General features: G+C 50.4%; 32 protein-coding genes and 2 pseudogenes. 13 read left to right on the plus strand and 21 right to left on the minus strand.

Annotation, left to right across the window (positions count from 1 at the left end):
- Window positions 1–207: 207 nt before the first annotated feature.
- The 7 genes from ACQG22_RS13130 to ACQG22_RS13160 all read left to right on the plus strand — a co-directional run bounded on the left by ACQG22_RS13130 (window position 208) and on the right by ACQG22_RS13160 (window position 6,421).
- On the plus strand, window positions 208–2,109 hold the full coding sequence (locus tag ACQG22_RS13130) for an exodeoxyribonuclease VIII (RefSeq protein WP_369706931.1): 1,902 nt from the start codon (window positions 208–210) through the stop codon (window positions 2,107–2,109).
- Window positions 2,096–2,338, plus strand: coding sequence for a DUF4060 family protein (locus ACQG22_RS13135; protein WP_114518983.1), 243 nt, complete (start codon window positions 2,096–2,098; stop codon window positions 2,336–2,338). The genes ACQG22_RS13130 and ACQG22_RS13135 overlap by 14 nt, the downstream gene beginning before the upstream one ends.
- 298 nt (window positions 2,339–2,636) lie before the next feature.
- Window positions 2,637–3,755, plus strand: a complete 1,119-nt coding sequence (locus ACQG22_RS13140) for a phage integrase Arm DNA-binding domain-containing protein (RefSeq protein ID WP_369706930.1) — start codon at window positions 2,637–2,639, stop codon at window positions 3,753–3,755.
- 165 nt (window positions 3,756–3,920) lie between these two features.
- Window positions 3,921–5,132, plus strand: a complete 1,212-nt coding sequence (gene yedE, locus ACQG22_RS13145; RefSeq protein ID WP_369706929.1) for a selenium metabolism membrane protein YedE/FdhT — start codon at window positions 3,921–3,923, stop codon at window positions 5,130–5,132.
- Window positions 5,129–5,362, plus strand: a complete 234-nt coding sequence (gene yedF / locus ACQG22_RS13150) for a sulfurtransferase-like selenium metabolism protein YedF (RefSeq protein ID WP_013096288.1) — start codon at window positions 5,129–5,131, stop codon at window positions 5,360–5,362. Before yedE ends, yedF begins: the two co-directional genes overlap by 4 nt.
- A 131-nt stretch (window positions 5,363–5,493) precedes the next feature.
- Entirely contained in the window at window positions 5,494–5,928 is a 435-nt protein-coding gene (gene uspF / locus ACQG22_RS13155; protein ID WP_013096287.1) for a universal stress protein UspF, read from the plus strand.
- Between the two features lie 88 nt (window positions 5,929–6,016).
- Window positions 6,017–6,421: a cell envelope integrity TolA C-terminal domain-containing protein gene (locus ACQG22_RS13160; RefSeq protein WP_128311126.1), complete on the plus strand. Its 405-nt coding sequence runs from the start codon at window positions 6,017–6,019 to the stop codon at window positions 6,419–6,421.
- Window positions 6,422–6,474: 53 nt separating this feature from the next.
- Here the strand turns inward: ACQG22_RS13160 and ompW are convergent, their stop codons facing one another.
- The gene (ompW, locus tag ACQG22_RS13165) at window positions 6,475–7,107 is read right to left on the minus strand and encodes an outer membrane protein OmpW (RefSeq protein WP_013096285.1); all 633 of its coding nucleotides are present in this window, start codon (window positions 7,105–7,107) and stop codon (window positions 6,475–6,477) included.
- A gap of 281 nt (window positions 7,108–7,388) precedes the next feature.
- On the opposite strand from ompW, the gene ACQG22_RS13170 reads away from it, so the two are divergent.
- The 4 genes from ACQG22_RS13170 to yciA all read left to right on the plus strand — a co-directional run bounded on the left by ACQG22_RS13170 (window position 7,389) and on the right by yciA (window position 9,659).
- Complete coding sequence (locus ACQG22_RS13170; protein WP_340346050.1) at window positions 7,389–7,793, plus strand: YkgJ family cysteine cluster protein; 405 nt, start codon at window positions 7,389–7,391, stop codon at window positions 7,791–7,793.
- A 25-nt stretch (window positions 7,794–7,818) separates the two neighbouring features.
- Complete coding sequence (locus tag ACQG22_RS13175) at window positions 7,819–8,562, plus strand: YciC family protein (RefSeq protein WP_013096283.1); 744 nt, start codon at window positions 7,819–7,821, stop codon at window positions 8,560–8,562.
- Window positions 8,563–8,618: 56 nt separating this feature from the next.
- The gene (locus tag ACQG22_RS13180) at window positions 8,619–9,158 is read left to right on the plus strand and encodes a septation protein A (protein WP_013096282.1); all 540 of its coding nucleotides are present in this window, start codon (window positions 8,619–8,621) and stop codon (window positions 9,156–9,158) included.
- A gap of 105 nt (window positions 9,159–9,263) precedes the next feature.
- Window positions 9,264–9,659 (plus strand): acyl-CoA thioester hydrolase YciA, encoded by a 396-nt coding sequence (gene yciA, locus ACQG22_RS13185; protein ID WP_013096281.1) that lies wholly within the window; start codon window positions 9,264–9,266, stop codon window positions 9,657–9,659.
- A gap of 38 nt (window positions 9,660–9,697) precedes the next feature.
- Here yciA and tonB read toward each other — a convergent pair whose 3' ends face one another.
- Window positions 9,698–10,423, minus strand: a complete 726-nt coding sequence (tonB, locus tag ACQG22_RS13190; RefSeq protein ID WP_013096280.1) for a TonB system transport protein TonB — start codon at window positions 10,421–10,423, stop codon at window positions 9,698–9,700.
- 220 nt (window positions 10,424–10,643) lie between these two features.
- Here tonB and ACQG22_RS13195 point away from each other — a divergent pair, with 220 nt between their 5' ends.
- Window positions 10,644–10,940, plus strand: a complete 297-nt coding sequence (locus ACQG22_RS13195; protein ID WP_008502794.1) for a YciI family protein — start codon at window positions 10,644–10,646, stop codon at window positions 10,938–10,940.
- A 276-nt stretch (window positions 10,941–11,216) separates the two neighbouring features.
- Here the strand turns inward: ACQG22_RS13195 and ACQG22_RS13200 are convergent, their stop codons facing one another.
- The 11 genes and pseudogenes from ACQG22_RS13200 to ACQG22_RS13250 all read right to left on the minus strand — a co-directional run bounded on the left by ACQG22_RS13200 (window position 11,217) and on the right by ACQG22_RS13250 (window position 17,392).
- Window positions 11,217–11,618: a hypothetical protein gene (locus tag ACQG22_RS13200; RefSeq protein WP_336340105.1), complete on the minus strand. Its 402-nt coding sequence runs from the start codon at window positions 11,616–11,618 to the stop codon at window positions 11,217–11,219.
- A 3-nt stretch (window positions 11,619–11,621) separates the two neighbouring features.
- On the minus strand, window positions 11,622–12,539 hold the full coding sequence (locus ACQG22_RS13205) for a hypothetical protein (RefSeq protein WP_426711551.1): 918 nt from the start codon (window positions 12,537–12,539) through the stop codon (window positions 11,622–11,624).
- Window positions 12,540–12,823: 284 nt separating this feature from the next.
- Window positions 12,824–13,045, minus strand: a complete 222-nt coding sequence (locus tag ACQG22_RS13210; protein ID WP_336340103.1) for a DNA-binding transcriptional regulator — start codon at window positions 13,043–13,045, stop codon at window positions 12,824–12,826.
- A gap of 76 nt (window positions 13,046–13,121) precedes the next feature.
- Window positions 13,122–13,217: pseudogene (locus tag ACQG22_RS13215) on the minus strand (late control protein); the annotation flags it as partial.
- Between the two features lie 83 nt (window positions 13,218–13,300).
- On the minus strand, window positions 13,301–13,687 hold the full coding sequence (locus tag ACQG22_RS13220) for a tail fiber assembly protein (RefSeq protein ID WP_369706927.1): 387 nt from the start codon (window positions 13,685–13,687) through the stop codon (window positions 13,301–13,303).
- Between the two features lie 15 nt (window positions 13,688–13,702).
- Complete coding sequence (locus tag ACQG22_RS13225) at window positions 13,703–14,104, minus strand: gp53-like domain-containing protein (RefSeq protein WP_336340101.1); 402 nt, start codon at window positions 14,102–14,104, stop codon at window positions 13,703–13,705.
- A gap of 104 nt (window positions 14,105–14,208) precedes the next feature.
- A pseudogene (locus tag ACQG22_RS13230) lies at window positions 14,209–14,955 on the minus strand (phage tail protein); the annotation flags it as partial.
- Window positions 14,956–14,966: 11 nt separating this feature from the next.
- Complete coding sequence (locus ACQG22_RS13235) at window positions 14,967–15,497, minus strand: phage tail protein I (protein WP_336340100.1); 531 nt, start codon at window positions 15,495–15,497, stop codon at window positions 14,967–14,969.
- Window positions 15,490–16,398, minus strand: coding sequence for a baseplate assembly protein (locus ACQG22_RS13240; protein ID WP_369706926.1), 909 nt, complete (start codon window positions 16,396–16,398; stop codon window positions 15,490–15,492). Before ACQG22_RS13240 ends, ACQG22_RS13235 begins: the two co-directional genes overlap by 8 nt.
- A 5-nt stretch (window positions 16,399–16,403) precedes the next feature.
- Complete coding sequence (locus ACQG22_RS13245; protein ID WP_336340098.1) at window positions 16,404–16,754, minus strand: GPW/gp25 family protein; 351 nt, start codon at window positions 16,752–16,754, stop codon at window positions 16,404–16,406.
- Window positions 16,751–17,392, minus strand: a complete 642-nt coding sequence (locus ACQG22_RS13250; protein ID WP_336340097.1) for a phage baseplate assembly protein V — start codon at window positions 17,390–17,392, stop codon at window positions 16,751–16,753. Before ACQG22_RS13250 ends, ACQG22_RS13245 begins: the two co-directional genes overlap by 4 nt.
- Window positions 17,393–17,747: 355 nt before the next feature.
- Between ACQG22_RS13250 and ACQG22_RS13255 the strand changes: the two genes are divergently transcribed.
- Window positions 17,748–18,839: a hypothetical protein gene (locus ACQG22_RS13255; RefSeq protein ID WP_426711552.1), complete on the plus strand. Its 1,092-nt coding sequence runs from the start codon at window positions 17,748–17,750 to the stop codon at window positions 18,837–18,839.
- A 132-nt stretch (window positions 18,840–18,971) separates the two neighbouring features.
- On the opposite strand, the gene ACQG22_RS13260 is transcribed toward ACQG22_RS13255, so the two are convergent.
- From ACQG22_RS13260 to ACQG22_RS13295, 8 genes are read right to left on the minus strand one after another with little or no spacing between them, the layout of a single operon-like run.
- Window positions 18,972–19,433 carry a phage virion morphogenesis protein gene (locus ACQG22_RS13260; protein WP_336340095.1) on the minus strand — a complete coding sequence of 154 codons (462 nt, stop codon included), beginning with the start codon at window positions 19,431–19,433 and terminating at the stop codon, window positions 18,972–18,974.
- Window positions 19,426–19,893, minus strand: a complete 468-nt coding sequence (locus ACQG22_RS13265; RefSeq protein ID WP_336340094.1) for a phage tail protein — start codon at window positions 19,891–19,893, stop codon at window positions 19,426–19,428. The genes ACQG22_RS13260 and ACQG22_RS13265 overlap by 8 nt, the downstream gene beginning before the upstream one ends.
- On the minus strand, window positions 19,856–20,101 hold the full coding sequence (lysC, locus tag ACQG22_RS13270) for an Rz1-like lysis system protein LysC (protein WP_336340093.1): 246 nt from the start codon (window positions 20,099–20,101) through the stop codon (window positions 19,856–19,858). Before lysC ends, ACQG22_RS13265 begins: the two co-directional genes overlap by 38 nt.
- Window positions 19,989–20,414, minus strand: coding sequence for an Rz-like lysis system protein LysB (gene lysB, locus ACQG22_RS13275; protein ID WP_336340092.1), 426 nt, complete (start codon window positions 20,412–20,414; stop codon window positions 19,989–19,991). The genes lysC and lysB overlap by 113 nt, the downstream gene beginning before the upstream one ends.
- Entirely contained in the window at window positions 20,411–20,920 is a 510-nt protein-coding gene (locus tag ACQG22_RS13280; protein WP_336340091.1) for a lysozyme, read from the minus strand. Before ACQG22_RS13280 ends, lysB begins: the two co-directional genes overlap by 4 nt.
- Window positions 20,904–21,125, minus strand: a complete 222-nt coding sequence (locus tag ACQG22_RS13285; RefSeq protein ID WP_001354073.1) for a hypothetical protein — start codon at window positions 21,123–21,125, stop codon at window positions 20,904–20,906. Before ACQG22_RS13285 ends, ACQG22_RS13280 begins: the two co-directional genes overlap by 17 nt.
- Entirely contained in the window at window positions 21,116–21,319 is a 204-nt protein-coding gene (locus tag ACQG22_RS13290) for a tail protein X (protein ID WP_336340090.1), read from the minus strand. Before ACQG22_RS13290 ends, ACQG22_RS13285 begins: the two co-directional genes overlap by 10 nt.
- Window positions 21,319–21,825: a head completion/stabilization protein gene (locus ACQG22_RS13295; RefSeq protein WP_336340089.1), complete on the minus strand. Its 507-nt coding sequence runs from the start codon at window positions 21,823–21,825 to the stop codon at window positions 21,319–21,321. The genes ACQG22_RS13290 and ACQG22_RS13295 overlap by 1 nt, the downstream gene beginning before the upstream one ends.
- Between the last annotated feature and the right edge of the window lie 12 nt (window positions 21,826–21,837).

Raw genomic sequence — 21,837 nt, forward strand, 5'->3', positions numbered from 1 at the left:
TTGTCATTGCGCTGTTTGCCTCCACGAATTTAAAAAATCGGAAATGCACGAAAGGAAAACAGATATATATCCCTTTAAGCGCACGATTTATTTATGTGAGCAATGCAATGAAAAAAGAGAAAAGCGTGACGCTTTAAGAAAGGTAAAACGCGGCATCCGCAAGCCATTTCATTCAACATCATTTTTCAAATATTAAACGAGGTTATTATGTCTGTTGAGTTAAAAGTATTTGGTGGTGCTTACTTCCCAAAAGATAAAGCATTAAAAAAACATCCCGATTTAAAACCACTTGCCACCGCAGTTAATGCGGCCACAAAAGCCATCGCTGAAGCCGTTATTTTCGGTAAGCTGGCGGCAGAACATCCTGAACATATTGATGATTATTTTAAGGTGAAAATCTGGGAACACCATGATGATCTCCCCTGCCCTGAGCTTGATGTGTTTAGCTCTGATTTCTTTGGTGATCACGTTGTCTGGAATACCAACCGCGGTGAACCAGCTGCTGCACCAAAGCCAGAGACTGAAGCAAAGGAAGAATGGGAGGACAACAAGACTCAGGAAGAAATTAAAATCGTTGCGCAGCTCGACCAGGCATCCCGCGCGGCTTGTCTGGCACTGTTCGGCCCGGTCCCGGGAATCACTACAGCGCAGTACGGCCAGATCGTTGACCTGGTTAATGATGATGCTGGCAGCTTTACACGCGAACTGGCAGAAGCCCTAACAAAAGAGAGACGTGCGCTTGAGCTGGAGCCGGGACGCCAGGCGCAATTACTCTCCTGGTTACGTGAGAACACCAAAGAATCTGCACAGTGGCCGGACATTAAAAAGCAGATCGCTAAATGGATCGATACACCAGTTGATAAACGTCCTCTGTCTACCACCACCAGAGAAGAAAACCGTACAGACACCGGCTCCACGCTGGGTGGTGGCAACAAGACAGACCGTAGCCCGGATCTGGTTCATAACCTCTCTACGCTGCGTATCGAAGTGGCTATTGCCATTCTGAGTATGTACGACGAGATCGACATTTACTGGATCCCGAATAAATACATGATTCCAGCGAAAGCAATGGCGGAAGCCGCACAGGATCCTCGTTTTACTGCATGGTGGGCGCAGCTACGCGGCACCCCTGGAATTTTGGACTATTCGCGTGCGTCCATCATCGCCCTGATCAAGTCAGCACCAGAAGACATCTGGCTCAATCCGATCAAATTACGGGAGTACATTAATCGCGAGTTGGTTGAATCTGACCACGCGCACCCTGACCAGAAAACAATTGATACGGCCTGCCGCCCAAAACCTCGCACCAATGCTGAGCAAAAAGAAAATGATAAAACCGAATCGACTGTACCGGGCGAAACTCTGCCACCAGCAGTTTGCCCTGGCAAAGCTGCGCAACTCGACAAAGAACTCAACGACGCATTCGCTCAGAGCCCAGCACCTGAAAATCAAACCGGGGATCAGCCGCGGGTGGAGAACTTAGGTGGCGGAGTCTTCTCTGTCGATGCTCTTATAAATACCACCGCCTCAAATGAAGTCGAAAAACAGGAAGTACCACCAGCACCAGGCGAACGCGAAATTTCAATTTTGCATGCACTGAATGACCTGATTTCTGGCCGCACCGACATCATGGGGAAAGAAGAGGCAGAGGGAGTGGTGGCATGCACCGGCCAGCTCGTTTCCGATGTTATCCCGCTACTGATGGAAGATATCACCGCCACAGAATTTTGCCTGTCTCCTGATTTCACCGACGAGGAGATCCACGACGTGGCCACCACCATGCTGGATAGCTGGGCCGATGATATTAGCGTTCGTCAGAAAATAGCGCTTGATGCGATCGTGGAATACCGACGACCCGAACCACCAAAATCTGTCGTGCTCGATCCGCCGTCAGTTACTGCAAAGCCGAAAGCAGAGCCCGAACCAGCGCCTGAAATAAACGCTCCGCTTTCTTCTGTTACCTACCTGCAGCAGCTGACCATTGCAGCACTGCAGGGCTTATGTTCCAACCCAGCATATTGCAATCAGTATGAGGAATTACCGGCTATGGCCGCCGGGCTTGCCCGCAGCGTTATCAATCATCAGGAAGGCTCCAGTGCGTCTGATTAACCGGAGCAAACGAGACAGCATCGGCGGGCCAGCATGCGCCGCCGCGCTCAAATGCCATTTTGAAAAATATGGCGAACATGGGCGTCGCTACACCCAGACGATTTACACAGTGCGTGTCGGCGAACAGAAAGTGACAGTCGAAGTCGTCAACCGGAGCCGTAGTTATGTGGCGACGGCCATGACCAGAGCCCGTCATCTTCGCCGCCTGCCAGGGTTGGCTGATTCGTGAGATTCAATATCCGCCAGCTGCAGCACGTATGATCGCAGCTGGCTATCAAGAGTGATAGCTATGAGTGAACAAAGTCTGATACCGCTGCGTGACTGGAAAGCTCGCAGATTGCACTTCCCCATAACAATCACATGCCTGGTGAAACACGGGAAACTGGGATACATACAACCGAGGCCGATTAAAATTGGAAATCGTTGGTGTATAGACGAACAGGCAATTTATATCGGACCAGGCGCGACGGGAGTCGAACCAGAAATTCACAGTGACGATGACGAAATTTTGCGGGAGATCCTGAGCGATGTCACCAAGGCCACGAAAAAATAATGTATCAATTTCCGGGCTGTATGCCCGGTTTGATCGTCGCACAGCAAAAACATACTACCAGTATAAAAACCCTTTAACGGGTAAGTTCCACGGCCTGGGAACAGACAGAGAGAAAGCGGAAAAAATAGCAACAACGGCAAATCAGAGAATTGCAGCAGCAGAAGCCGAGCACTATTTGCGCCAAATTGATGATACTCCAAAAGCAGCAGCACAGCGCGGGATCAGCCTCAAAGCATGGATAGAACGATATCTGAAGATTCAGAAACAAAGCCTGGATGCCGGATCGCTATCGCTGAAACGCTTTAAAGAAAAAAAACGCATGGCAGAGTTGCTTTCCAGGCGGCTTGGTTCCCGGCCAATGAAGAGTTTGGAGGTAAAGGATTTTGCCGTGTTACTGGATGAATATCTGGATGCAGGACATGCCAGCAGTGCCCTCTGTAACCGGGTGGTATGGGTGGATATTTTCACTGAAGCACAACATGCAGGAGAAGTGCCTCCTGGATGGAATCCACCAGCAGCAACAAAAAAACCTTCGGTGAAGGTTACACGTGCGCGCCTCTCTCTGGAAGAATGGAAAAAAATACTGGCGCAAATACCCGAGGATCGGTACTCGCATAAAGCGATGCTGCTTGCCTTAGTCACTGGTCAGCGCCGGGAGGATATTGCGAACATGAAATTTTCAGACATTAAGGACGGCTATCTGCACATCGAGCAAAGCAAAACGGGGGCACGTATTGCATTGCCGCTGAACCTCCGTTGTGAAGCCATTGGCTTATCGCTGGAGGATGTAATACGGAAATGTAGGGATAGGTTTGTCAGTCCCTACCTCTTGCACGGGAAAATGAACAGTAAGGCGAAACCTGTGAATCTGATTTTGGTTTCCAAAGAGTTTGCCGCGGCACGTGATGCAGCCGGTATCGTACCGCCTGCAGGAAAAACACCAACAACGTTTCACGAACAGCGCTCATTGTCCGAACGACTTTACCGCGCCCAGGGGATCGATACGAAAATTTTGCTGGGGCATAAAACACAGTCAACCACTGACAGATACAACGATGATCGCGGGAAGGAATGGACCAAACTTGCAATTTAATTTTTCGCTGCGGTTCTCCTGGGGAGAGGATTAATTACTGATGGAGGTCATAAAAAAGGTAGGTATTTTGGAGAAAAGTTTTGGAGAGGTTTTGGAGAAAGGAAAAAAGTTATATATTCCAGACCGTTAAAACAACATACACCTTCTGAGTTCAGAGGCTTACTCATGTCATGGCAATACTTCAAACAGACTTACCTGGTTAAGTTCTGGTCACCCGTACCGGCCGTCATCGCGGCGGGGATCCTTTCCACCTACTATTTCGGCATTACCGGCACCTTCTGGGCCGTGACCGGCGAATTCACCCGCTGGGGTGGGCAACTGCTGCAGCTCGCTGGCGTACATACCGAGGAGTGGGGTTACTTTAAGCTTATTCATCTGGACGGCACGCCGCTGACCCGCATCGACGGTTTGATGATTATCGGCATGTTCGGGGGGTGTTTTGCCGCCGCGCTGTGGGCTAACAACGTTAAGTTGCGAATGCCTAAAAGCCGGATACGCGTTACGCAGGCGATTGTCGGCGGCATGATTGCCGGGTTCGGCGCCCGTCTGGCGATGGGGTGCAACCTGGCCGCTTTCTTTACCGGCATTCCACAGTTTTCGCTGCACGCCTGGTTTTTTGCTGTCGCCACGGCGATTGGCTCTTACTTTGGCGCGAAGTTTACCCTCCTGCCGCTGTTCCGCATTCCGGTCAAAATGGTGAAGGTCAGCGCTGCCTCGCCGCTGACGCAAAAGCCTTCTCAGGCGCGTCGTCGTTTTCGTCTCGGCATGTTGGTCTTTTTCGCCATGGTCGCCTGGGCGCTCTGTACGGCGCTCAACCAGCCTAAGCTGGGCCTGGCCATGCTGTTCGGTGTCGGTTTCGGCCTGCTGATAGAACGTGCGCAGATCTGCTTCACCTCGGCGTTTCGCGATATGTGGATCACCGGCCGTACAATGATGGCCAAAGCGATTATTGCGGGTATGGCGGTAAGCGCCATTGGCATCTTCAGCTATGTGCAACTGGGTGTTGAGCCGAAAATCATGTGGGCTGGTCCGAACGCGGTGATTGGCGGTCTGCTGTTTGGCTTCGGAATTGTACTGGCTGGCGGGTGTGAAACCGGCTGGATGTACCGCGCGGTTGAAGGTCAGGTGCATTACTGGTGGGTAGGTCTGGGGAACGTCATCGGCTCCACCCTGCTGGCCTGGTACTGGGACGATTTGTCTCCGGTGCTGGCCACGAACTGGGACAAGGTGAATCTGCTCAGCACGTTTGGCCCGCTCGGTGGACTGCTGGTGACCTACGCCCTGCTGCTGGTCGCTTTTTTACTGGTTGTCGCGCAAGAGAAACGTTTCTTCCGCCGTGCCACGGTTAAACCTGAACCCCAGGAGAATGCAGCATGAAAGAGATTGTGCCTGACTACCGCCTTGATATGGTCGGTGAACCGTGTCCTTACCCGGCTGTCGCCACGCTTGAAGCGCTCCCGCAGCTTCAAAAAGGGGAAATTCTGGAAGTGGTGAGCGACTGCCCGCAGTCCATCAACAACATTCCTCTGGATGCCAAAAACCACGGTTACACCGTACTGGATATTCAGCAGGATGGCCCAACCATTCGCTATCTTATCCAGAAGTAAACCGCAGGTGACGGGGGGCGTCCCCCCCGTCGAAAAAGCTGCCTCACCTCCCATTTTGATGGCGAATACAGCGCCACTGAAAATGGTAGCACTACACTTAAAGTGGATAAAAAACAAACAGGAGGTGAGGTATGTTTAATTCAATTTTAGTCCCTGTCGATATCTCTGAAAGTCGTCTGACCGAACAGGTGATTCCCTATGTTCAGGCAAACGCAGCAATCGGTAACGGTAAAATCCATTTTCTGACGGTAGTGCCTTCTTTCCCTTACTATTCATCGCTTGGGCTGGCGTATTCGGTTGAAATGCCAAAGCTGGCGGAGATTCAGGAGGAAGCCCTTACGAAGCTCAAAGAGATGGTTAAGCAGTTCAATTTACCTGCCGATCGTGTGGAGACACACGCCATTTCAGGTGCGCCTAAAGATCAGATCCTGAAGCTGGCTGACAGTATCAACGCTGACCTCATTATCATTGCATCCCATCGACCGGATATCACAACCTACCTTTTAGGTTCAAACGCGGCGGTTGTGGTACGCCATGCAAAATGCCCGGTGCTGGTTGTACGCTAGCGAGGCTGGTGAGAAACTTAAGCCCCGGAATCCCGGGGCTTATTTAAATCGTTGTACAATAAAATAATTTCGATAAACGGACTTAACAATGAAAAAAGTAGTGATGCTGGTATGCCTTGCCACAGCAATAACGGGCTGTGCCCCTCTCGCGCCTGAAGGTTGTCAGAAGAAAACCGCTCTCGACTCGTGCTCCTATAAGCAGTCCGGTAAAGTCTCCGATAAGGATATTTATGGTCAACAGGCTGCCGCGATAAAGAAAGCGCTGGACTCGGCGCTGACCGATCCGCACGCCTGGAATGGTAAGCGATGCAACATGCATCTCGACTTCACCGTCGACGGGCTACTGCAGAACCTGGAGATAAAAGGCGGAGACAAAGCGTATTGCCAGGCTTTAGCCGACGCGGCAACACGGGCCACCTTCCCGCCCTTCACAGACGAGCGTGTGTTTCAGGATATGGGTTCTGCCCGCTGGAACATGGAGGGGCAACCGTAGAGGTAAGCCGCTAGAAAGACTGGCCATGTTCTGGCCAGTCCCGGAAAGTAGAATCAGAAACGATAACCCGCAGAGAACATAAATACCCATGGATCCAGACGGGTACTGATGCTTTGTTGCTGTCCGCCTGCCTTGAAGCGGACATCGGTATCGATATCCATATACCAGACCGAGGCGTTAATTAACCAGTCGCGGTTAATGAGATAGTCCATCCCCACCTGTCCTGCCACGCCCCATGAATCTTTCAGGCTGAGATCGGTCAGCCCGGCCTCTTTACCGGTATCGTTGAATTTCTCATCAAAGAAGGTGGTGTAGTTCACGCCTGCGCCAATATAGGGGCGCAGTTTGCTGCTTGAGTCACCAAAGTACCACTGCGCCATCAGCGTTGGCGGCAGATGATGCACCGTGGCGATATCACCGGTTGGGCCTAAACCAACGCGATGACGGAATGGCGTCGCTGCCAGAAGCTCAACGCCAATGTTATCCGTCGCCATATACGTGAATGTTAAACCTAACTGGGTATTGTTGCTGACGTTAAAGCCACCCATCCCCAGCACGTTATCAGAACCTTCAGTTGGACGTACCGTTGCCGAACCGGCACGAATAAAGAATTCACCTGCTTCATGCGCATACGCGCCGCCAGAGAGACTGCTTAAGATAAGGGCTGCCACCGCTAATTTTTTCATATCCGCTCCATCGTTGTGGTTTTAGCTGCGGATGAGAATATACTCACAAATGAGTAATAAGTGATCTGTCACAGATCACATTAAAACCAGTAACTTAACATTCATTGATCTGGGTTAATTTTTGGTGACACACCGTAAGGCCAAAAAGTTGTTCTTACGTCAATTTTTGGCATTTCCCGGTTACAAAATTTTCTGTTTCCCCCTCTTGCTCTTCGAATGGCGGCTGGATAATTTAGCGCTCTCACAATGTGATTTGATGCGTTCTTTTTTGCAGGTGTGCCATGAGTGATATGAACCCGTGCATGACGTGCGGAGCCTGTTGTGCGTATTTTCGAGTCTCTTTCTACTGGGCCGAAGCCAGCGATGGCGGCGGCACCGTTCCGGTTCATCTCTCTGAACCGTTATCCCCCTTTCTGCGCTGCATGAGCGGTACGAATCAAAAGCAGGCCCGCTGTGTGGCGTTACAAGGCGAGCCAGGCGTGTCGACCCGCTGCTCCATCTATGAGGATCGCCCCAGCCCGTGTCGGGACTTTGCGATGTCTGGCGAAGAGGGTCAGGTCAACGAAGCCTGTAATCGCGCCCGCGCGCGCTTCGGATTACCGCCGCTTTACAAAGATATGCTTTTCCATACAAGCCTTGATGCTGCCACGACCGCGTTATCCGGTGTACAATTGCCGGCTAATTAACACCTGCAATACTCAAGGAGAGTGCATGTCTATCACGGCGAAGTCTGTCTACCGTGACACGGGAAACTTTTTCCGCAATCAGTTCGTAACCTTTTTACTGATCGCGTTGTTATGCGCCTTTATTACGGTGGTGCTGGGTCACGCGTTCTCTCCGAGTGACGAACAGATCGCCAGCCTGAGCCAGGGTGACCATCTTGCAGGGAGCGTGGGGTTGTTTGAGCTGGTGCAAAACATGACGCCAGAGCAGCAGCAAATCCTGCTGCGGGCCTCTGCGGCATCGACCTTCTCTGGACTGATCGGCAATGCCATTCTCGCGGGCGGCGTTCTGCTGATGATCCAGCTGGTTTCTGCAGGCCACCGCGTCAGCGCCTTACGGGCGATCGGTGCCAGCGCGCCGGTATTGCCTAAGCTGTTTATCCTCATCTTTTTAACCACCCTGCTGGTGCAGATGGGGATCATGCTCGTTGTGGTTCCAGGTGTGCTGCTGGCTATCGTCCTCGCGTTCGCTCCGGTGATGGTGGTGCAGGACAAAATGGGGATCTTTACCGCCATGCGCAGCAGCATCAAACTGGCATGGGCCAATATGCGCCTGGTGGCACCGGCCGTAATTAGCTGGCTGCTGGCCAAAACGCTCCTGCTGCTGTTTGCCCCAAACTTTGCAGTCTTAACGCCGAACGTCGGTGCGGTGGTAGCCAACACGCTGAGTAACCTGATTTCAGCGATACTGCTGGTTTATCTGTTCCGCCTGTATATGTTAATTCGTCAGTAATCCTGTGGCCGGGTGTATCGCAGCACCCGGCCCCACACAGAAGATGGAATCACAGAATGAAGCAGTTTCTTGATTTTTTACCGCTGGTCGTGTTTTTCGCGTTTTATAAGCTGTATGACATTTATGCAGCCACGATGGCGCTGATCGTTGCTACCGCTATCGTGCTGATCTACAGCTGGGTTCGCTATCGTAAAGTCGAAAAAATGGCTCTGATTACGTTCGCACTGGTGGCCGTGTTCGGTGGGCTGACGCTGTTCTTCCATAACGATGAATTCATTAAATGGAAAGTCACCGTGATTTACGCGCTGTTTGCCGGTGCATTGCTGATCAGCCAGTGGGTAATGAAAAAACCCCTGATCCAGCGCATGCTGGGTAAAGAGCTGACGCTGCCACAGGAAGTATGGTCTCGTCTGAATATCGCCTGGGCGCTGTTCTTTATTCTTTGCGGCCTGGCGAATATCTACATCGCCTTCTGGCTGCCGCAGAATATCTGGGTCAACTTCAAGGTCTTTGGCCTGACGGCGCTGACGCTCATCTTCACTCTGTTAAGCGGTGTCTATATCTACCGGCACATGCCGCAGGATGATAAACACTGATGAATCCCCGACCAGAACGTGCACAACAGGCGTTCTGGTCTATTCTCTCCTGCCAAAAATCATAGTAGCATCCCGCCTGAAGTCTTCAGTTACGAGTTTAAAACAATGACAACAAATGACGCCCCTCAGGGCGAACTGGTTTTACGCACACTGGCAATGCCTGCGGACACGAATGCCAATGGCGATATTTTTGGCGGCTGGCTGATGTCGCAAATGGATATGGGCGGCGCAATTCTGGCAAAAGAGATCGCGCATGGTCGCGTTGTGACCGTCCGGGTGGATGGGATGACCTTCCTGCGCCCGGTCGCGGTGGGTGATGTGGTCTGCTGCTATGCACGCTGCGTCAAGCGCGGTAATACTTCCATTTCCATTAACATTGAAGTCTGGGTGAAAAAGGTCTCATCTGAACCGATTGGACAGCGTTATAAAGCAACAGAAGCGCTGTTTATTTATGTGGCAGTCGATAGCGAGGGCAAACCCCGCCAGCTGCCTCAGGCCTGATCTTCAGGCATAAAAAAGCCTCCTTGCGGAGGCTTTTCTTATTCCATCTGCGCCCCGCCGTTCAGGCGGAAAACAATATTAACGATCAACCCACTGCCTGGTTTGCCTGGCTCATAACGCCATCTGCGCATCGCCGATTTCACTTCACGCTCAAACATATTTGAAGGCTGAGCAGACAAGATTTCCACGTTATCAACACGCCCATCCGGGGTGACGTCAAATTTAACCCGCACACGACCTTCAATGCGCAACGCCTGAGCACGAGGAGGATATTGCGGCTGGTTGCGGCTCACGGCGCGCGGGCCAGCGGGCGCGGTTGGCGTCGGTTTTGCGGTCGCGGGCGTGTTGTTCATCAACGGACGCGAAGGCGCTGTGTTTTCTACCCTCTGCGTAGCGCGTGGTTCAACCGGACGTTCTTCCCGTTTAGGGCGCTCCTCCACCTTTTTCACCGGTTTTGGTTTCGGCTTAGGCTTCGGTTTGGGTTCTGGCTTATGGATCACCACCGGCGCTTCCTTTGGTGGCTCCGGAACCGGCTCAGGTTCTGGTTCTGGTTCTGGCTCAGCAACCGGCTGCGGCGGTGGTGCAACCTGCGGCGGCTCAAGATCCGCAGGCGAGACCATCGTCACTGAAATGGGCTGCGAAGGCGCTGGCATTTCAATAACCTGATGAACCGAGGTATAGAGCAAACCCGCCACGACAGCACCGTGAATCACGACAGAAAGCAGCGTCGGCCAGGGAAAGCGGCGAGGTAAATCAAGGGTCATCGAAGTCATAATCATCAACGTTAAAAAACCGAATCCTGATTTTAAATGCAAATAGCAATCATATTCAATAAGACACTTTGTTCTGGCGCAATTTAGGCGCGGGAGAGGCCAAAAAAGAGGCATTCAGATCAGGGTATTAACATTGTTTTTATTTTACATTGCAGTCAGTTGTCCTTTCACATAACGTAACTGACACTTTTAATGGTTAAGGAGCTTCACCGTGTTTTACGTGATTTACTCTGAAGATGTCGCTGATTCCCTGGAAAAACGCCAGTCTGTACGCCCTGCTCACCTCGCACGCTTACAGTTGCTACAGGATGAAGGGCGTTTACTGACTGCGGGCCCTATGCCAGCCGTCGACAGCAACGATCCGGGTGCTGCCGGTTTTTCTGGCTCCACGGTGATTGCCGAGTTTGAATCCCAGGAGGCCGCTCAGGCCTGGGCCGATGCCGATCCGTACGTTGCTGCGGGTGTGTATGCGAAAGTGACGGTTCGACCGTACAAGAAAGTGTTCTGATACCAAAAAGGCTCCCTCAGGAGCTTTTTGAAACCTTTCAACATAATGAAATAAAAGGATTTATTTCAGGTCACGTCCACATATTGACCACATCGTAACTCAAAGCCTCGTTTTTTCGAGGCTCTTGATATTCATTGCAAAAAAGGATTAGAGTCTTGGCCACGAATCAAAAAAAACACCTTATCTTGCCAAGCTCGATGTAAATCAGTCATATGAATTTGAAAAAAAGCGGGTCTGTTGACGGCTTTACTTAAACAAATCCATATGAATGCATACTTAAACGCGGTTCCTTATATCTGAAATACCGCTCCAAAAAGTCGGTGACGATAAGATTTCGAGAAAAATGTTAACAAGTTCTTCTTCTGAATCTACTGCTGTTTTACCTTTTCGAGTGGTAACTGCTATCTGACTTCCATTTTCCTTAATAATTTCTATGTCCATCACCCTTCTCGTTTCGAAGTTATCTTTATAGTCTAGATTTGCTGATATTTTTAAATAATGCGAATCTCCAATTGTAGAGGCGGAAATTTTGACATCATCATATACGGAATTAACGGCATCGCTTGCTTCTTCGATTATCTTTAAAATACGTTCAATTTTAAGCTCAAGTTCATTCGCCCGCTGGAGACCTTCAGCAACAGCAGCCGCAAACAAGTTTTTGCTATTTTTATCTTTCATAACTCACCTTTTTTTTTCAATTCGAATAAGAATCGGAAAGTGATCTATGACACCATCCTTTATTGCTTTTTTTATTTCAGCATTGGATATTATTCTTGAAGATCGTTCATTTATAATCCAAGGACCATTACTAATCATACTAGAAGGTACCATGACCTGATCAAAATTTTTGCAAGAAGACTCTTCTTTATTCCGAAACTGTGCGTCGGATGATACCCAAGATCCTGAAAAGTGGTAGTCAACCCCATGAAAATTGGGAATGTGAGGACCAGAGAATGATTCAGACAAATTGTACATAATATCACCATCCAATTTTGCATAGTGCCTATTAGTAGTAGTATACATCAAATCTTTGATCGTTTCAGATGTTGGTTCAACATTATAATCGCCCATCAAAACAATTTGTCTATCAGACTTGACTGATTCAATATCACGAATTGTCTTTATCTGTCTTGCTGCATGTTTCCTCTTGAAAACAGAGTTGTCTCTTATAATGCTGGGCCAGTGTGATGCAATAATATTAATTTTTCCACTATCATTTGATTTGTTCTGCGATAAAGAAATCAAAAAGGAATATCCCGCCTTAATATTATAACCCTCATCACAACTCGGGTTTGATTTTTTAAAAATAGGTGCTTGTTCTAATATCTTAATTTTATGATTATGGATCATAACCATATCAAAATAAAGGTTTTTGGAAACCATATCATTTGCCTTAACAATTGAAAGCCCATTCAATTCTCGTTTCAAATGCCCAATTGCGGTTTCATTCATTTCACAAAGGATCAAAACATCTACAATACGTTTTGTAAAAAATTCATTGCACAGGCCATAAAGATACTTCATTTTGGCATTATCTACTTTTGAATAAAATAATGGGGCAATGTTAATATTCCAAAATGCAATGTTTAAAATAGACATATCGTATCGGTGTAATTTGATTTATTTTGCATCTTATCTTACAACGTAAAATTAGTCATCTAAAACAAACCCCACAGTGCATAGTTGCACAAAAAACACACACCTCAATCTCGTCTTTAATGGGAGCAGAAAAGAGAACCCATAATAAAATAAACACAAGTAATTGATTTAATTGTATTTTTAGAATAATAAAAATGAATTTGAATGGTATCGCTTCTCACATATCTTCAACTTTATGTCTACACTGACATCTAAACAACCACATTAACATGTGCATTTTTTAACTATTGCCATGACAATAAATGCTGCCCTGAGGTGGAAGGATGCGGTGGCGCTGGCACAACTTCACCCGGCGATACAATGAAACGCTCGACCGTCTCAGTGGTGACGAACGTGCAACTGCAGTTGATGTTTGTGCACTGATGATAACGCTCTTTTGTCGTATCGGAAAAATAGCGACTCGTGCGAGCGTGGGCGGCGTAATGGCATTTTGGACAATGAAACATGGCGAGCACCTCAGAGCGTTATTGATGCATCAATTTTAACCATTAAACCCTTACATATCAAACATATAAACAACTTTTATTGAGTTATCTCTTCGCTTTCATACTCCACATCCGAAACCTTAACCTCAAGCTCTAAGCCCGTCGTGTAGCCGTTCCCGTTAAGGTTATGCACCAGCGGCAGTACAACAAACAAAAAGCCCTCACGCTGGAGGGCTTCGTTTATTCAGGCAGTTCAGGCCATTCTATCGATGGTGCTTAGCTCGTATCGAGGCGGTTTAGCATCACCCGGTAACGCTTCCAGCGGATGAGTAATGCTTTATCAGCATCGGTGGCGATTCCAAGTTCCTCAGCATCTTGCAGTGGCGCAATGGCATCCCCTGCGACCTGCATCAGCTTCTGTTTATTGCTCTCAGCTTCCCTAACCAGCTGTTCTTGCATCGGTGGTTCCGGGTCGGAAAGAACGGGATAACCATACTCATTCAGAGTGATTACTTTTCCTGCAGACTGCTCCTTAATAAGGCTCTGATACCATCTTTCAGAAACTGGAATGACATCAGCAGGCCATGAATTAGCAGTCTCGTAGTCAGCTTCCATAACATCATCATAAAAACCCATCTTCGAAGGGCTAAAGAAAATCGCCATATCAGTAACCTATCGCTATCCAGTTAAGAGAAACGTTGCTTTGTTCAGAATACATTGTGAAACCGGTGGTATTTCGCGCCCAAGAGATACCTTGACTATTCCTGACCCTGTATCATTTCCGGTTACCGAGAGACAGGCATTGGGAAATGCAGTAGGGAACGTGATCCGGCCTCCATTTGTATAACCGCCGCTACCGAACTGGATAATTATTCCTGTGCTGGAATCCTTATGCCATCCATTGGAGTTTTTACTTGCTGTATTTTTCAGGTTAAAACGGCCATCACTTTCAGCCTTGGTATAGGCCTGTCCTGCCGGGGTGTAGTTACCTTTAGGCTGGAATCTGCCATCCGCAACTGCTTGCGTATAGAAAAGATTGTCAAAGTTCCCATAGTTGCCCGGAATGATTTGTTCTTTCATTTCCAGACGACCAATACGGACATTCACATATCCGAAAGATTACTTGTCTTGAGTAACCATGTGTCAGCATTATCGTCAGCCAGTTTAGCCGCTTTGTTTGCTGTATCAGCAAGGTCATATGCTGTTTTGACGGCTTTTGGCGTCGCTGCGAGCAGCTCCGATACACTGTCGGTAGCACTGCTTAGCCTGACAATACCTTTTTGCGCCGTGGTGGCGTCCTGAGCCGTGTACTTTCCTTTCGCAAGGTCATATGCCGCCTTAACCGCTTTCGGCGTTGCTGCGACGATCTCAGACGCGCTGTCGGTCGCATTGCTTAGCTGTGTGAAACCTTTTGCGGTGAGCGTGGCGTCAGGATGGCGGCGGGACTGTTCATGCTCCGCGAGTTTGTCGTCGACGTAGTCCTGCGTTGCCATCACCGTTGAAGTATCGATGGTCAGCTCGACTGACTCGATGTCGCTCACCATGATGACCATGCGCACGGTCTGCGCGCGCCCTGCCCCCTCTGCCAGCGCGGGCTTGTAGCTTTCGGCCATGTTGCCGACCGCAATCAGCGTACCAGCGTCATCATAGAGCCCAAGCTCGCGCATCCAGAAACCGCCGGTCTCAGGCGGGATAAGCAGCTCCGCCACGACGTAATTTTTATTTTTCCTGTCTTGGCTGATTTTGTTCAGTGCGTGACGCCAGACCTCTTTGACGAGCTTTGTCTGGTTTGGGTCAGGAGTTGGCAGTGCGCCACCGCCGTCACCGACGGCCATCGCCGTCAAATTTACCTTTTTCCCGCCGGGGATGGCCGCTGCAGCCAGCTTGATGGCACCGGCTTTGGTGATGACCGTTTTGTATTTCACTGTCATTTTGTTCTCACTTACCCTGGGTAAACCATGATGATGTCGCCGTCATAAGTCAGGGCTCCGGTGTACATATGGCCGGGTATGTCCTGAATAATATTGAGGCCGATAAGATGGCGGCTGGCTGGCTTTGCATCAGCAATAAGCCGCTCCATTTCGTAATACATTTCCTCGGTGATACCGGTCTCCAGCACACCGATATCGAGTCGAAACGTGCCAGGCGGGTCACTGGTTTCCCACCACTCAGTCACGTTTATCAGGTAGCCGAGCGGCTCGACCACGCGGCGCACCGCACCTATCGTTCCCTTGTGCGCGTGGATGTACCACGCATTACGGATCACATCCCTCTTAGTCTCCTCCGGCCATTTCTCATCCCATCTGTCAACGGAAAACGCCCACGCCAGCCATGGCAGCAGATTTGCCGGGCAGTCGTCAGGGCTCCAGAGTCGGCGCAGGGGAACGGGAGTTTTTTCAATCTCAGCGCAGGCGCGCGCCGCCGCCACCTCAAGCGGCGACGAGCCCACCGGCAACAGCCGGGTATTACTCATCGTTGCCCCCGATAGTCACGCTGTACTCACTACACCATGACGCCTGAGTCTCATCGAGCACGATATCGGCCACTGGCGCGGCCAGCTCGACGCGCTGCACGCCCTCGACGTGGAGGGCAGCATAAATGGCTGATTTGCGGATATCACGCCCGAGCCGGTGCTGCGCGCTGATATATGCCTGCAGCTTTGCTTTTGCCGCACTGAGCACCGGCTCACTTTCCGGACCGGGGTACAGGTAAAGCGATGCGATGATTTTATAATCGACGATTTTCGCTGACTGCACGGTCACGCTGTCAGCGACCGGTCTGACGTCCTCATCGTTCAGCGCGTTACGCACGATGGCGAGCAACTCGTCAGAGGCGACGCCGTTATTTTCGCGCGACAGCACGGACACGGTCACGCACGCAGGCTCAGGACTGATGACGGAAATATCCGCGACCCGCCCGTCGGCGCGGCGGCCATGAAACTGATATGAGCCGGTAGAGCCTGCGGTACTCAGCCCCTCAAAAGCCTGTTGAATGCGCAGGCGGTAGTCGGTGTCAGACTCCATAACGGCTGGCGTCGGCGGAAACGTCGTGTCGTCTGCAGGCGTGATGACGAGGCGCTCAACGTTGTAATTTCCGCCTATCTGGTCGAGGTCGCTGTCAGCAGCGTAAGCCAGCATGACCGCACGCGCAGCCTCGTTGACGCGCTGTCGCCAGATAACTTCCCGGTAGGCGTTTTCCTCCAGCAGCTTAACAATCGGCTCTGATTCAAGCGTCAGCGTGCGCGCGACGGCCTCCTGCTGTTCCTCAGGATAAAGCGAGACGAGTGTCGCCTTACGCTCTGCGAGGATGGTCTCATAGTCCAGCACTTCCACAACATCTGGTGCGGCGAGCTGGTTAAGGTCAACAATTGCCATAGCGTTTAACTCAGTGGAATGGTGAGTGAAAAAGGCTGGCCGCCGGTTGAGCGGTTGCCGGTGATGTCGACATACAGCCCGCCGTCGGTCTCTGACCGTTCAAAGGTGATGGTCGTCAGGCTGACGCGGGGCTCCCACTTCTGGATCGCGGAATAGCACGCGGCCATAATCTGCAGTCGCAGCGCCGGAGTCTGCGGCTGGTCAATCAGCGCCGACAGAAGCGAGCCGTATTCACGGCGCATGACGAGCGAGCCAATCGGTGTGACCAGAATGTCGCGCACGCTTTGCCTGATATGCTCAACCTCAGAGATACTGAGGCCGGTCTGGCTGTTCATACCCAGATAACGCACTGTCATTGCGTCCCCTTAGTCCAGCTTCCGCCGCTTTGTACGTTGCCGTGTGCGTGGTCATCCACCTGCACGCCGTTTGAGGTCAGTTTCCCTCCGGTGTGCTCGATGTTTCCGGTCATCTTCCCGCCTTTCTGCACTTCGAGCGTGCCGGTCGTCAGCTTGTTGGTGCAAACCACCCCGGGCGTATCGAGCGTGATGCGGCTCGACGCTTTCACCAGCACCACCGGCACGGTGGCCGTAATGGAGTCCGACGCGGTGACGTCTGCGGTTTTAATACCTGACACGGTGAGCGCACCGCTTTGGGGCTCGTACTCGATAACCGCCCCGTCAGGAAAGGACACATGAAGCGCATCAGGGGAGGCAGACGGCGCGGGATTGTCATTAGAGAAAATGCCGGGCAGCACAAACGCCGTATCGAGCTCGCCGCCGACAGCGAGCAAAAGCACCTGCTCACCAACAGAAGGAGCCCACCATACGCGCGAGCGACCGGCGCGGCAGGTTAGCCAGTTCAGCCAGGTGGTTTCCATGCCGCCGGTCTGGACACGACAAAGCCCCTCGTCGTGGTCGACGTCGGTCACGATGCCGGTGCGGATAAGGTTGCGGATCGCGCGTGCGATTTCCTGCAGAGAAGTTAGATTATTCATGGGGAAAGGATGCCGAATGGAAAGGCCAGCGGCAATGAAGCAAGGTTTTGTCATTTATGGAACAACATCCAGAAAATGAGAGCCCCTACTACGCTATCATCCGGGCAATAATGTTTACTTAATTAAAATTTCTACCAAATACCCGTAGAGAATAATGTTCAAATTTCTTATTTCCACTTTGATAACAACAACGAACTTCACATAATCACATCATAATTAGTTGATCTCCACGTGATTGATACTATATGATTGCTGGACGATATGGCATGGGCGCAGTCGAGCGCAAGTGTAAACTAGCTTTACATTGGGAGGTTAAAATCCTTTCCGTGCCTCCTATTTAAGACGGGAATGTCTAATGACTTTCAAATTAGAACAGTCTTGGAAGATTCTGATATCTTTAGATAATAAGTCTCCTAATTATTTGAATTCCCATGAACTCTTCCTATTAGAGTCAGGGAAATCATTTTTGCGTAAAATAGGCGGAGGCATGGAAAACTTTGATATTAGCCCCTTAGTTCTGCGCCCAACCATAATTTTCAACAACGCAATATCTAAAATAGCCAATAAATTAGGATTCACTGGTAATAAAGCCCCCTATAAAAACGGGAATGAAACACTTAATATAACTATCCATCTTTATTTTGAAAAATACATTATACTAACACTTAAGCACACTCAAATTGACATCCCGACAACTGTTAACTTAAGAGAAACCACTCTACTAACCCATTACCCAAACATACATGACCTTGCATTATCAATTACTGGATTAATTAAATCAGGGGATTATAAAAACATTAATCCTTTGACATCAATAGGGACTTTACGTTGTACTTCGATCGAGATATCTGATGACAATTCAAATCACTTTGATGATTCTGATTTAGTCGAGTCTTTAACTGGTCATTTGCGACCAGTACAAAATATTGTACATCACGTGCTTGAGCGTAACAACACGCATCAGTTGAATGAGGCACTAACACTTATAGATAAACAGGGTGTGATACAGCAAATACCTTTTGCTTTTCCTGCAAAAAAAGAAGCTCATAAAAAATACATAATTTGTTGTAATCTCTTCGAATTATTCGTTTTAATTAACAAGGCAGTACAGGATAAAGCATTAGGTACAAATAAGACCTTTATCGAAGCCATAAGTTTACTAGTTAAAACACCAGAAAAAATCGTAAACAGCTATACTGCAATCAAGACCATCGAACAATTCGTAAAAGACTTTCACTTATCCAACTATTTAAATGATCTTGAACTCGAAGCAAGTAAAGAATTTGCTGCCAATGAGTTAATCAAAAACAAAGAAATAAAAATGACAAGCTTTGTAGATGGGTTTAAAAAATTCTATGCATCAGAAAATTTTTTTGTAGTTTTATTTACAACTTTATTTGCCGGCATTGCCACAGCTTATGGCTTAATACTTAAGCTTTTTGAATGACAATACTGCCCCTATTCTGATGATGTATAATAATTACATCCTACTATTAAAATCCGCCAATTCATAGACTAATGTAAAAGACAATCCTTTTTTAAACATTAAGAATCAAACATCTCCTCAAGAGAGGGTGCATCAAGCAACTGTAATACTCTTAATATGCTCCATTGCCAGTTCCTCAACGAGATCTTTATCAACCTGGTTGAACCCTATTAACTGGCGCTTTGGAAACTGCACATCCTTCGCGTGACGATTTGGCCGGTCTTTAAGTCCGAGCTGATGAACTCGCGCAATGCGCTGCACTTTGCCGGTAAACTCCACCAAAGCAACATAATTGCGGCTACTGGCTTTCATGTAGCGACTGGTTCTCAGCTTCTGAAACATAGCGCGCTTGATGCGCCCTTTTTTAGACCTGAGCGGCTTACGCTTCCTCGCCTCATACGGCGTGCCATCGGGTGCAACTTGTTGTTTGATGCGTTGCTGTTGCGATCTGCGCAGTTCCTTCGCTATCTCAGCAGCAAGCTTTCGCCGTCCCGCCGGTGACAAAGCACCAATCAGCCCGGCGAGCTTGTCGTCAAAAGGCTTAAAGTCACTCATCCCATTTACTCACCAGCTCGCCGTTGATGTAGAGCTCTTTTGGTCGCGTGACGGGCTCCGGCAGCGGCGGCTCGGGGGCATAGCTCACATGCAGAGCGCCGTTTTCCTCTTTGATGAGGGTTCGCTCGGTGAACTGCAGGCTGATACTGATATCGACGCTGTCCCCGTCGTTTAAATCCATCTGGAAACGGTAGCCCTTTTTGCGGCCGTCATCGAGCGTGCATATATCCGGCTGGTTTTCCCTGAGCCATGCGGCCACCGGCACGAAAATCAAATCAGGGTCGCCCACAAAGTCACACACGATCACATTCAGCGTGTAAATTTTCTCATGCGACAGCGAGGCCGCGAGACGCGCATCGATATTCCCCTCATCGGCAAAGATGCGCATCATTTCGGGGTTTGTTTCAAGCTGCGGAACGGCTTTAATCAGCGCGGCGCGCAGGCTGCGTGCTTTCTTCATCGAGTTTATCCTGACAGTCTTTGACGGTTTCAATCTGCAGCGCGCAGGCCGCGAGCGCGTGCTCAAGCCTGCGGATATCTGCACTCAGGTCACCATTAACGACCGGATCGCTTTCCGGCATCGGGCAATAACTCACCTTCGGGCAGGCGCTGTAAACAATGACCGGCGGAGGCGCAACCGGCGCGAGTGTGCAGCCTGCGCACAACATCAGGCAGCCTGTCGCTATACCAGCGGCGTAACGTTTCATTCTCATTAATCAGCCTCGTAATGGTTTCTTCCCGTCGCCCGGCCATTGCACCGGCGGCGATTAACTCACCGCGTAAAGTGAACTGCGCGGTTTCGTTTTTCCTGGCAATTCCCTGCGAAACGGAAAGCTGGTTTTTCAGCATCCCGATCACGTTTTTCTGTTCAACTGCCACCTTGTTTGCCCGTTCAAAGGAGCGCATCAGGTTGCCGTTTTCATGACGCTGCCAGAGCACAACCGCCATCAGCACGGCCAGTAAAAACAACATCACTTTCATTGAATACCCCTGATGCAGTAGGCACGCTCACGCGCGCGGCGATTTTCCAGCCCTTTATTGATTGAGCCATTCACATAAACCCAACGGGTGAGCTGGTCGCACGCCTGCCACCATTGATGACGCTTGATGTACGAGACCAGCGTTGAGCGGCAGGCCGCGCCGGTTCCCACGTTGAATGAGAAGCTGACCAGCGCGTCGTAAACGTGCTGCGGCATTTCTACCGGCGCGCAGACCGCGAGACGTTTCTCGACGGTCATCACATCCGCGACAAGGTTCGCCGCCGCCTGACGCTCGGTGATTTCCCCTTTCGGGACGACGCCTGCAGTGTGGCCGATGCCCGACGTCCACACTGCCGCGCTGCACTGGTAAGGCTTCAAGCGACAACCTTCGAGGTCGGCAATCAGCTCCAGCCCCTCGGGCGAGGTGTTTAGCAGGCGAAAGTCAGGCATCAGTGCTGCCAGCGCCAGCACGGCGGCCACACTGCAATTTTTAACGATTGATTTCACGAATAGCCCCTTTATCGAGTCCGAGCGATGTCAGATAGAGGTACGTCTTGCGCTTAAACCAGTAGTTCGTCAGCGCGGTAAAAATGGCGCATCCGCCGCCCACGTAAAGCGCCATCTTTTCGGGTGACATTGCCCCGACATATGCCAGCCCTACGGCCAGCCAGTAGGCGATAAACGTGGTGATTTTTTCCATACTCAGTCCCATAGATTCACCGTTTCGGTTCTGGCCGCGCTGTCGGTCTCGGGCAGCTCTATTGCCGTGCCGTGCGGCAGATTGACGCCGAGTTCAGACAGGCCGGGATTAGCCTCCAGTACGGTTTCGACCACGCCCTCTGTACGCCCGTAGTACCGGGCGCAAATCGCGTCGAGGGTGTCGCCCTGCAGCGCGTAGGCTTTCATCAGATTTGCCCCACGATACAGCGCGCTTTGTCCTGGATGCGCGCCACAGACCAGCGCATATCCCGCCACATCTCATCGATAGTGCTGTCGATGCTGTCGGCCTTTTTGTCGCCTTTGGCGGTCGCATCCATGCCGCGAAAACGCTCATAAAGCGTGGCCGTCGTCATCGAGCACACGGCGTTAAAGTAGTGAAAAACGCGCACGCTCTCGCCGTCGAGCTCGTCGGTCGGGACATCCGCCAGCGTGGCGTAACCGGCTTCGAGCTGAATTTCGCGCCAGTCGCTCAGCTCCGCGTTAGTCTCCGCAATGGCGGTCTTAATCGCCCGGCGCAGGCGCACGGGGGAAACGGTCTGCTCCAGTCGCATTTCCTCGCGCACGCGCTTCGGATCAACGTCAGGAAAAAACGGGGTGTTTTCGATTACCGGCTCGCTCACGCCCGGCGGCGGTATCACCACGCCCGGCACATCCTGCGGCTCTTGTTTTGGCTCAATAATCAGCGTCGTCATGACAACCTCGGG

This window comes from Enterobacter cloacae complex sp. 309I3 (assembly GCF_050031595.1).
In the GTDB taxonomy this organism is placed as follows: domain Bacteria; phylum Pseudomonadota; class Gammaproteobacteria; order Enterobacterales; family Enterobacteriaceae; genus Enterobacter; species Enterobacter cloacae.

Bases quoted from the DNA above. Each gene is read 5' to 3' on its own strand.
- ACQG22_RS13265 (WP_336340094.1), bottom strand. From the start codon at position 19,893: ATGAAGAAAGCACGCAGCCTGCGCGCCGCGCTGATTAAAGCCGTTCCG.
- ACQG22_RS13210 (WP_336340103.1), bottom strand. From the start codon at position 13,045: ATGTTTCATTGTCCAAAATGCCATTACGCCGCCCACGCTCGCACGAGT.
- ACQG22_RS13240 (WP_369706926.1), bottom strand. From the start codon at position 16,398: ATGGCAATTGTTGACCTTAACCAGCTCGCCGCACCAGATGTTGTGGAA.
- ACQG22_RS13250 (WP_336340097.1), bottom strand. From the start codon at position 17,392: ATGAATAATCTAACTTCTCTGCAGGAAATCGCACGCGCGATCCGCAAC.
- ACQG22_RS13220 (WP_369706927.1), bottom strand. From the start codon at position 13,687: ATGGCGATTTTCTTTAGCCCTTCGAAGATGGGTTTTTATGATGATGTT.
- ACQG22_RS13140 (WP_369706930.1), top strand. From the start codon at position 2,637: ATGTCACCAAGGCCACGAAAAAATAATGTATCAATTTCCGGGCTGTAT.
- ACQG22_RS13130 (WP_369706931.1), top strand. From the start codon at position 208: ATGTCTGTTGAGTTAAAAGTATTTGGTGGTGCTTACTTCCCAAAAGAT.
- ACQG22_RS13235 (WP_336340100.1), bottom strand. From the start codon at position 15,497: ATGAGTAATACCCGGCTGTTGCCGGTGGGCTCGTCGCCGCTTGAGGTG.
- ACQG22_RS13290 (WP_336340090.1), bottom strand. From the start codon at position 21,319: ATGAAAGCCTACGCGCTGCAGGGCGACACCCTCGACGCGATTTGCGCC.
- tonB (WP_013096280.1), bottom strand. From the start codon at position 10,423: ATGACCCTTGATTTACCTCGCCGCTTTCCCTGGCCGACGCTGCTTTCT.
- uspF (WP_013096287.1), top strand. From the start codon at position 5,494: ATGTTTAATTCAATTTTAGTCCCTGTCGATATCTCTGAAAGTCGTCTG.
- ACQG22_RS13225 (WP_336340101.1), bottom strand. From the start codon at position 14,104: ATGAAAGAACAAATCATTCCGGGCAACTATGGGAACTTTGACAATCTT.
- ACQG22_RS13180 (WP_013096282.1), top strand. From the start codon at position 8,619: ATGAAGCAGTTTCTTGATTTTTTACCGCTGGTCGTGTTTTTCGCGTTT.
- ACQG22_RS13200 (WP_336340105.1), bottom strand. From the start codon at position 11,618: ATGAAAGATAAAAATAGCAAAAACTTGTTTGCGGCTGCTGTTGCTGAA.
- ACQG22_RS13170 (WP_340346050.1), top strand. From the start codon at position 7,389: ATGAGTGATATGAACCCGTGCATGACGTGCGGAGCCTGTTGTGCGTAT.
- ACQG22_RS13295 (WP_336340089.1), bottom strand. From the start codon at position 21,825: ATGACGACGCTGATTATTGAGCCAAAACAAGAGCCGCAGGATGTGCCG.
- ACQG22_RS13260 (WP_336340095.1), bottom strand. From the start codon at position 19,433: ATGAGTGACTTTAAGCCTTTTGACGACAAGCTCGCCGGGCTGATTGGT.
- ACQG22_RS13205 (WP_426711551.1), bottom strand. From the start codon at position 12,539: ATGTCTATTTTAAACATTGCATTTTGGAATATTAACATTGCCCCATTA.
- yciA (WP_013096281.1), top strand. From the start codon at position 9,264: ATGACAACAAATGACGCCCCTCAGGGCGAACTGGTTTTACGCACACTG.
- lysB (WP_336340092.1), bottom strand. From the start codon at position 20,414: ATGAAAGTGATGTTGTTTTTACTGGCCGTGCTGATGGCGGTTGTGCTC.
- ACQG22_RS13160 (WP_128311126.1), top strand. From the start codon at position 6,017: ATGAAAAAAGTAGTGATGCTGGTATGCCTTGCCACAGCAATAACGGGC.
- ompW (WP_013096285.1), bottom strand. From the start codon at position 7,107: ATGAAAAAATTAGCGGTGGCAGCCCTTATCTTAAGCAGTCTCTCTGGC.
- yedE (WP_369706929.1), top strand. From the start codon at position 3,921: ATGTCATGGCAATACTTCAAACAGACTTACCTGGTTAAGTTCTGGTCA.
- ACQG22_RS13175 (WP_013096283.1), top strand. From the start codon at position 7,819: ATGTCTATCACGGCGAAGTCTGTCTACCGTGACACGGGAAACTTTTTC.
- lysC (WP_336340093.1), bottom strand. From the start codon at position 20,101: ATGTTGTGCGCAGGCTGCACACTCGCGCCGGTTGCGCCTCCGCCGGTC.
- ACQG22_RS13245 (WP_336340098.1), bottom strand. From the start codon at position 16,754: ATGACAGTGCGTTATCTGGGTATGAACAGCCAGACCGGCCTCAGTATC.
- ACQG22_RS13285 (WP_001354073.1), bottom strand. From the start codon at position 21,125: ATGGGACTGAGTATGGAAAAAATCACCACGTTTATCGCCTACTGGCTG.
- yedF (WP_013096288.1), top strand. From the start codon at position 5,129: ATGAAAGAGATTGTGCCTGACTACCGCCTTGATATGGTCGGTGAACCG.
- ACQG22_RS13255 (WP_426711552.1), top strand. From the start codon at position 17,748: ATGACTTTCAAATTAGAACAGTCTTGGAAGATTCTGATATCTTTAGAT.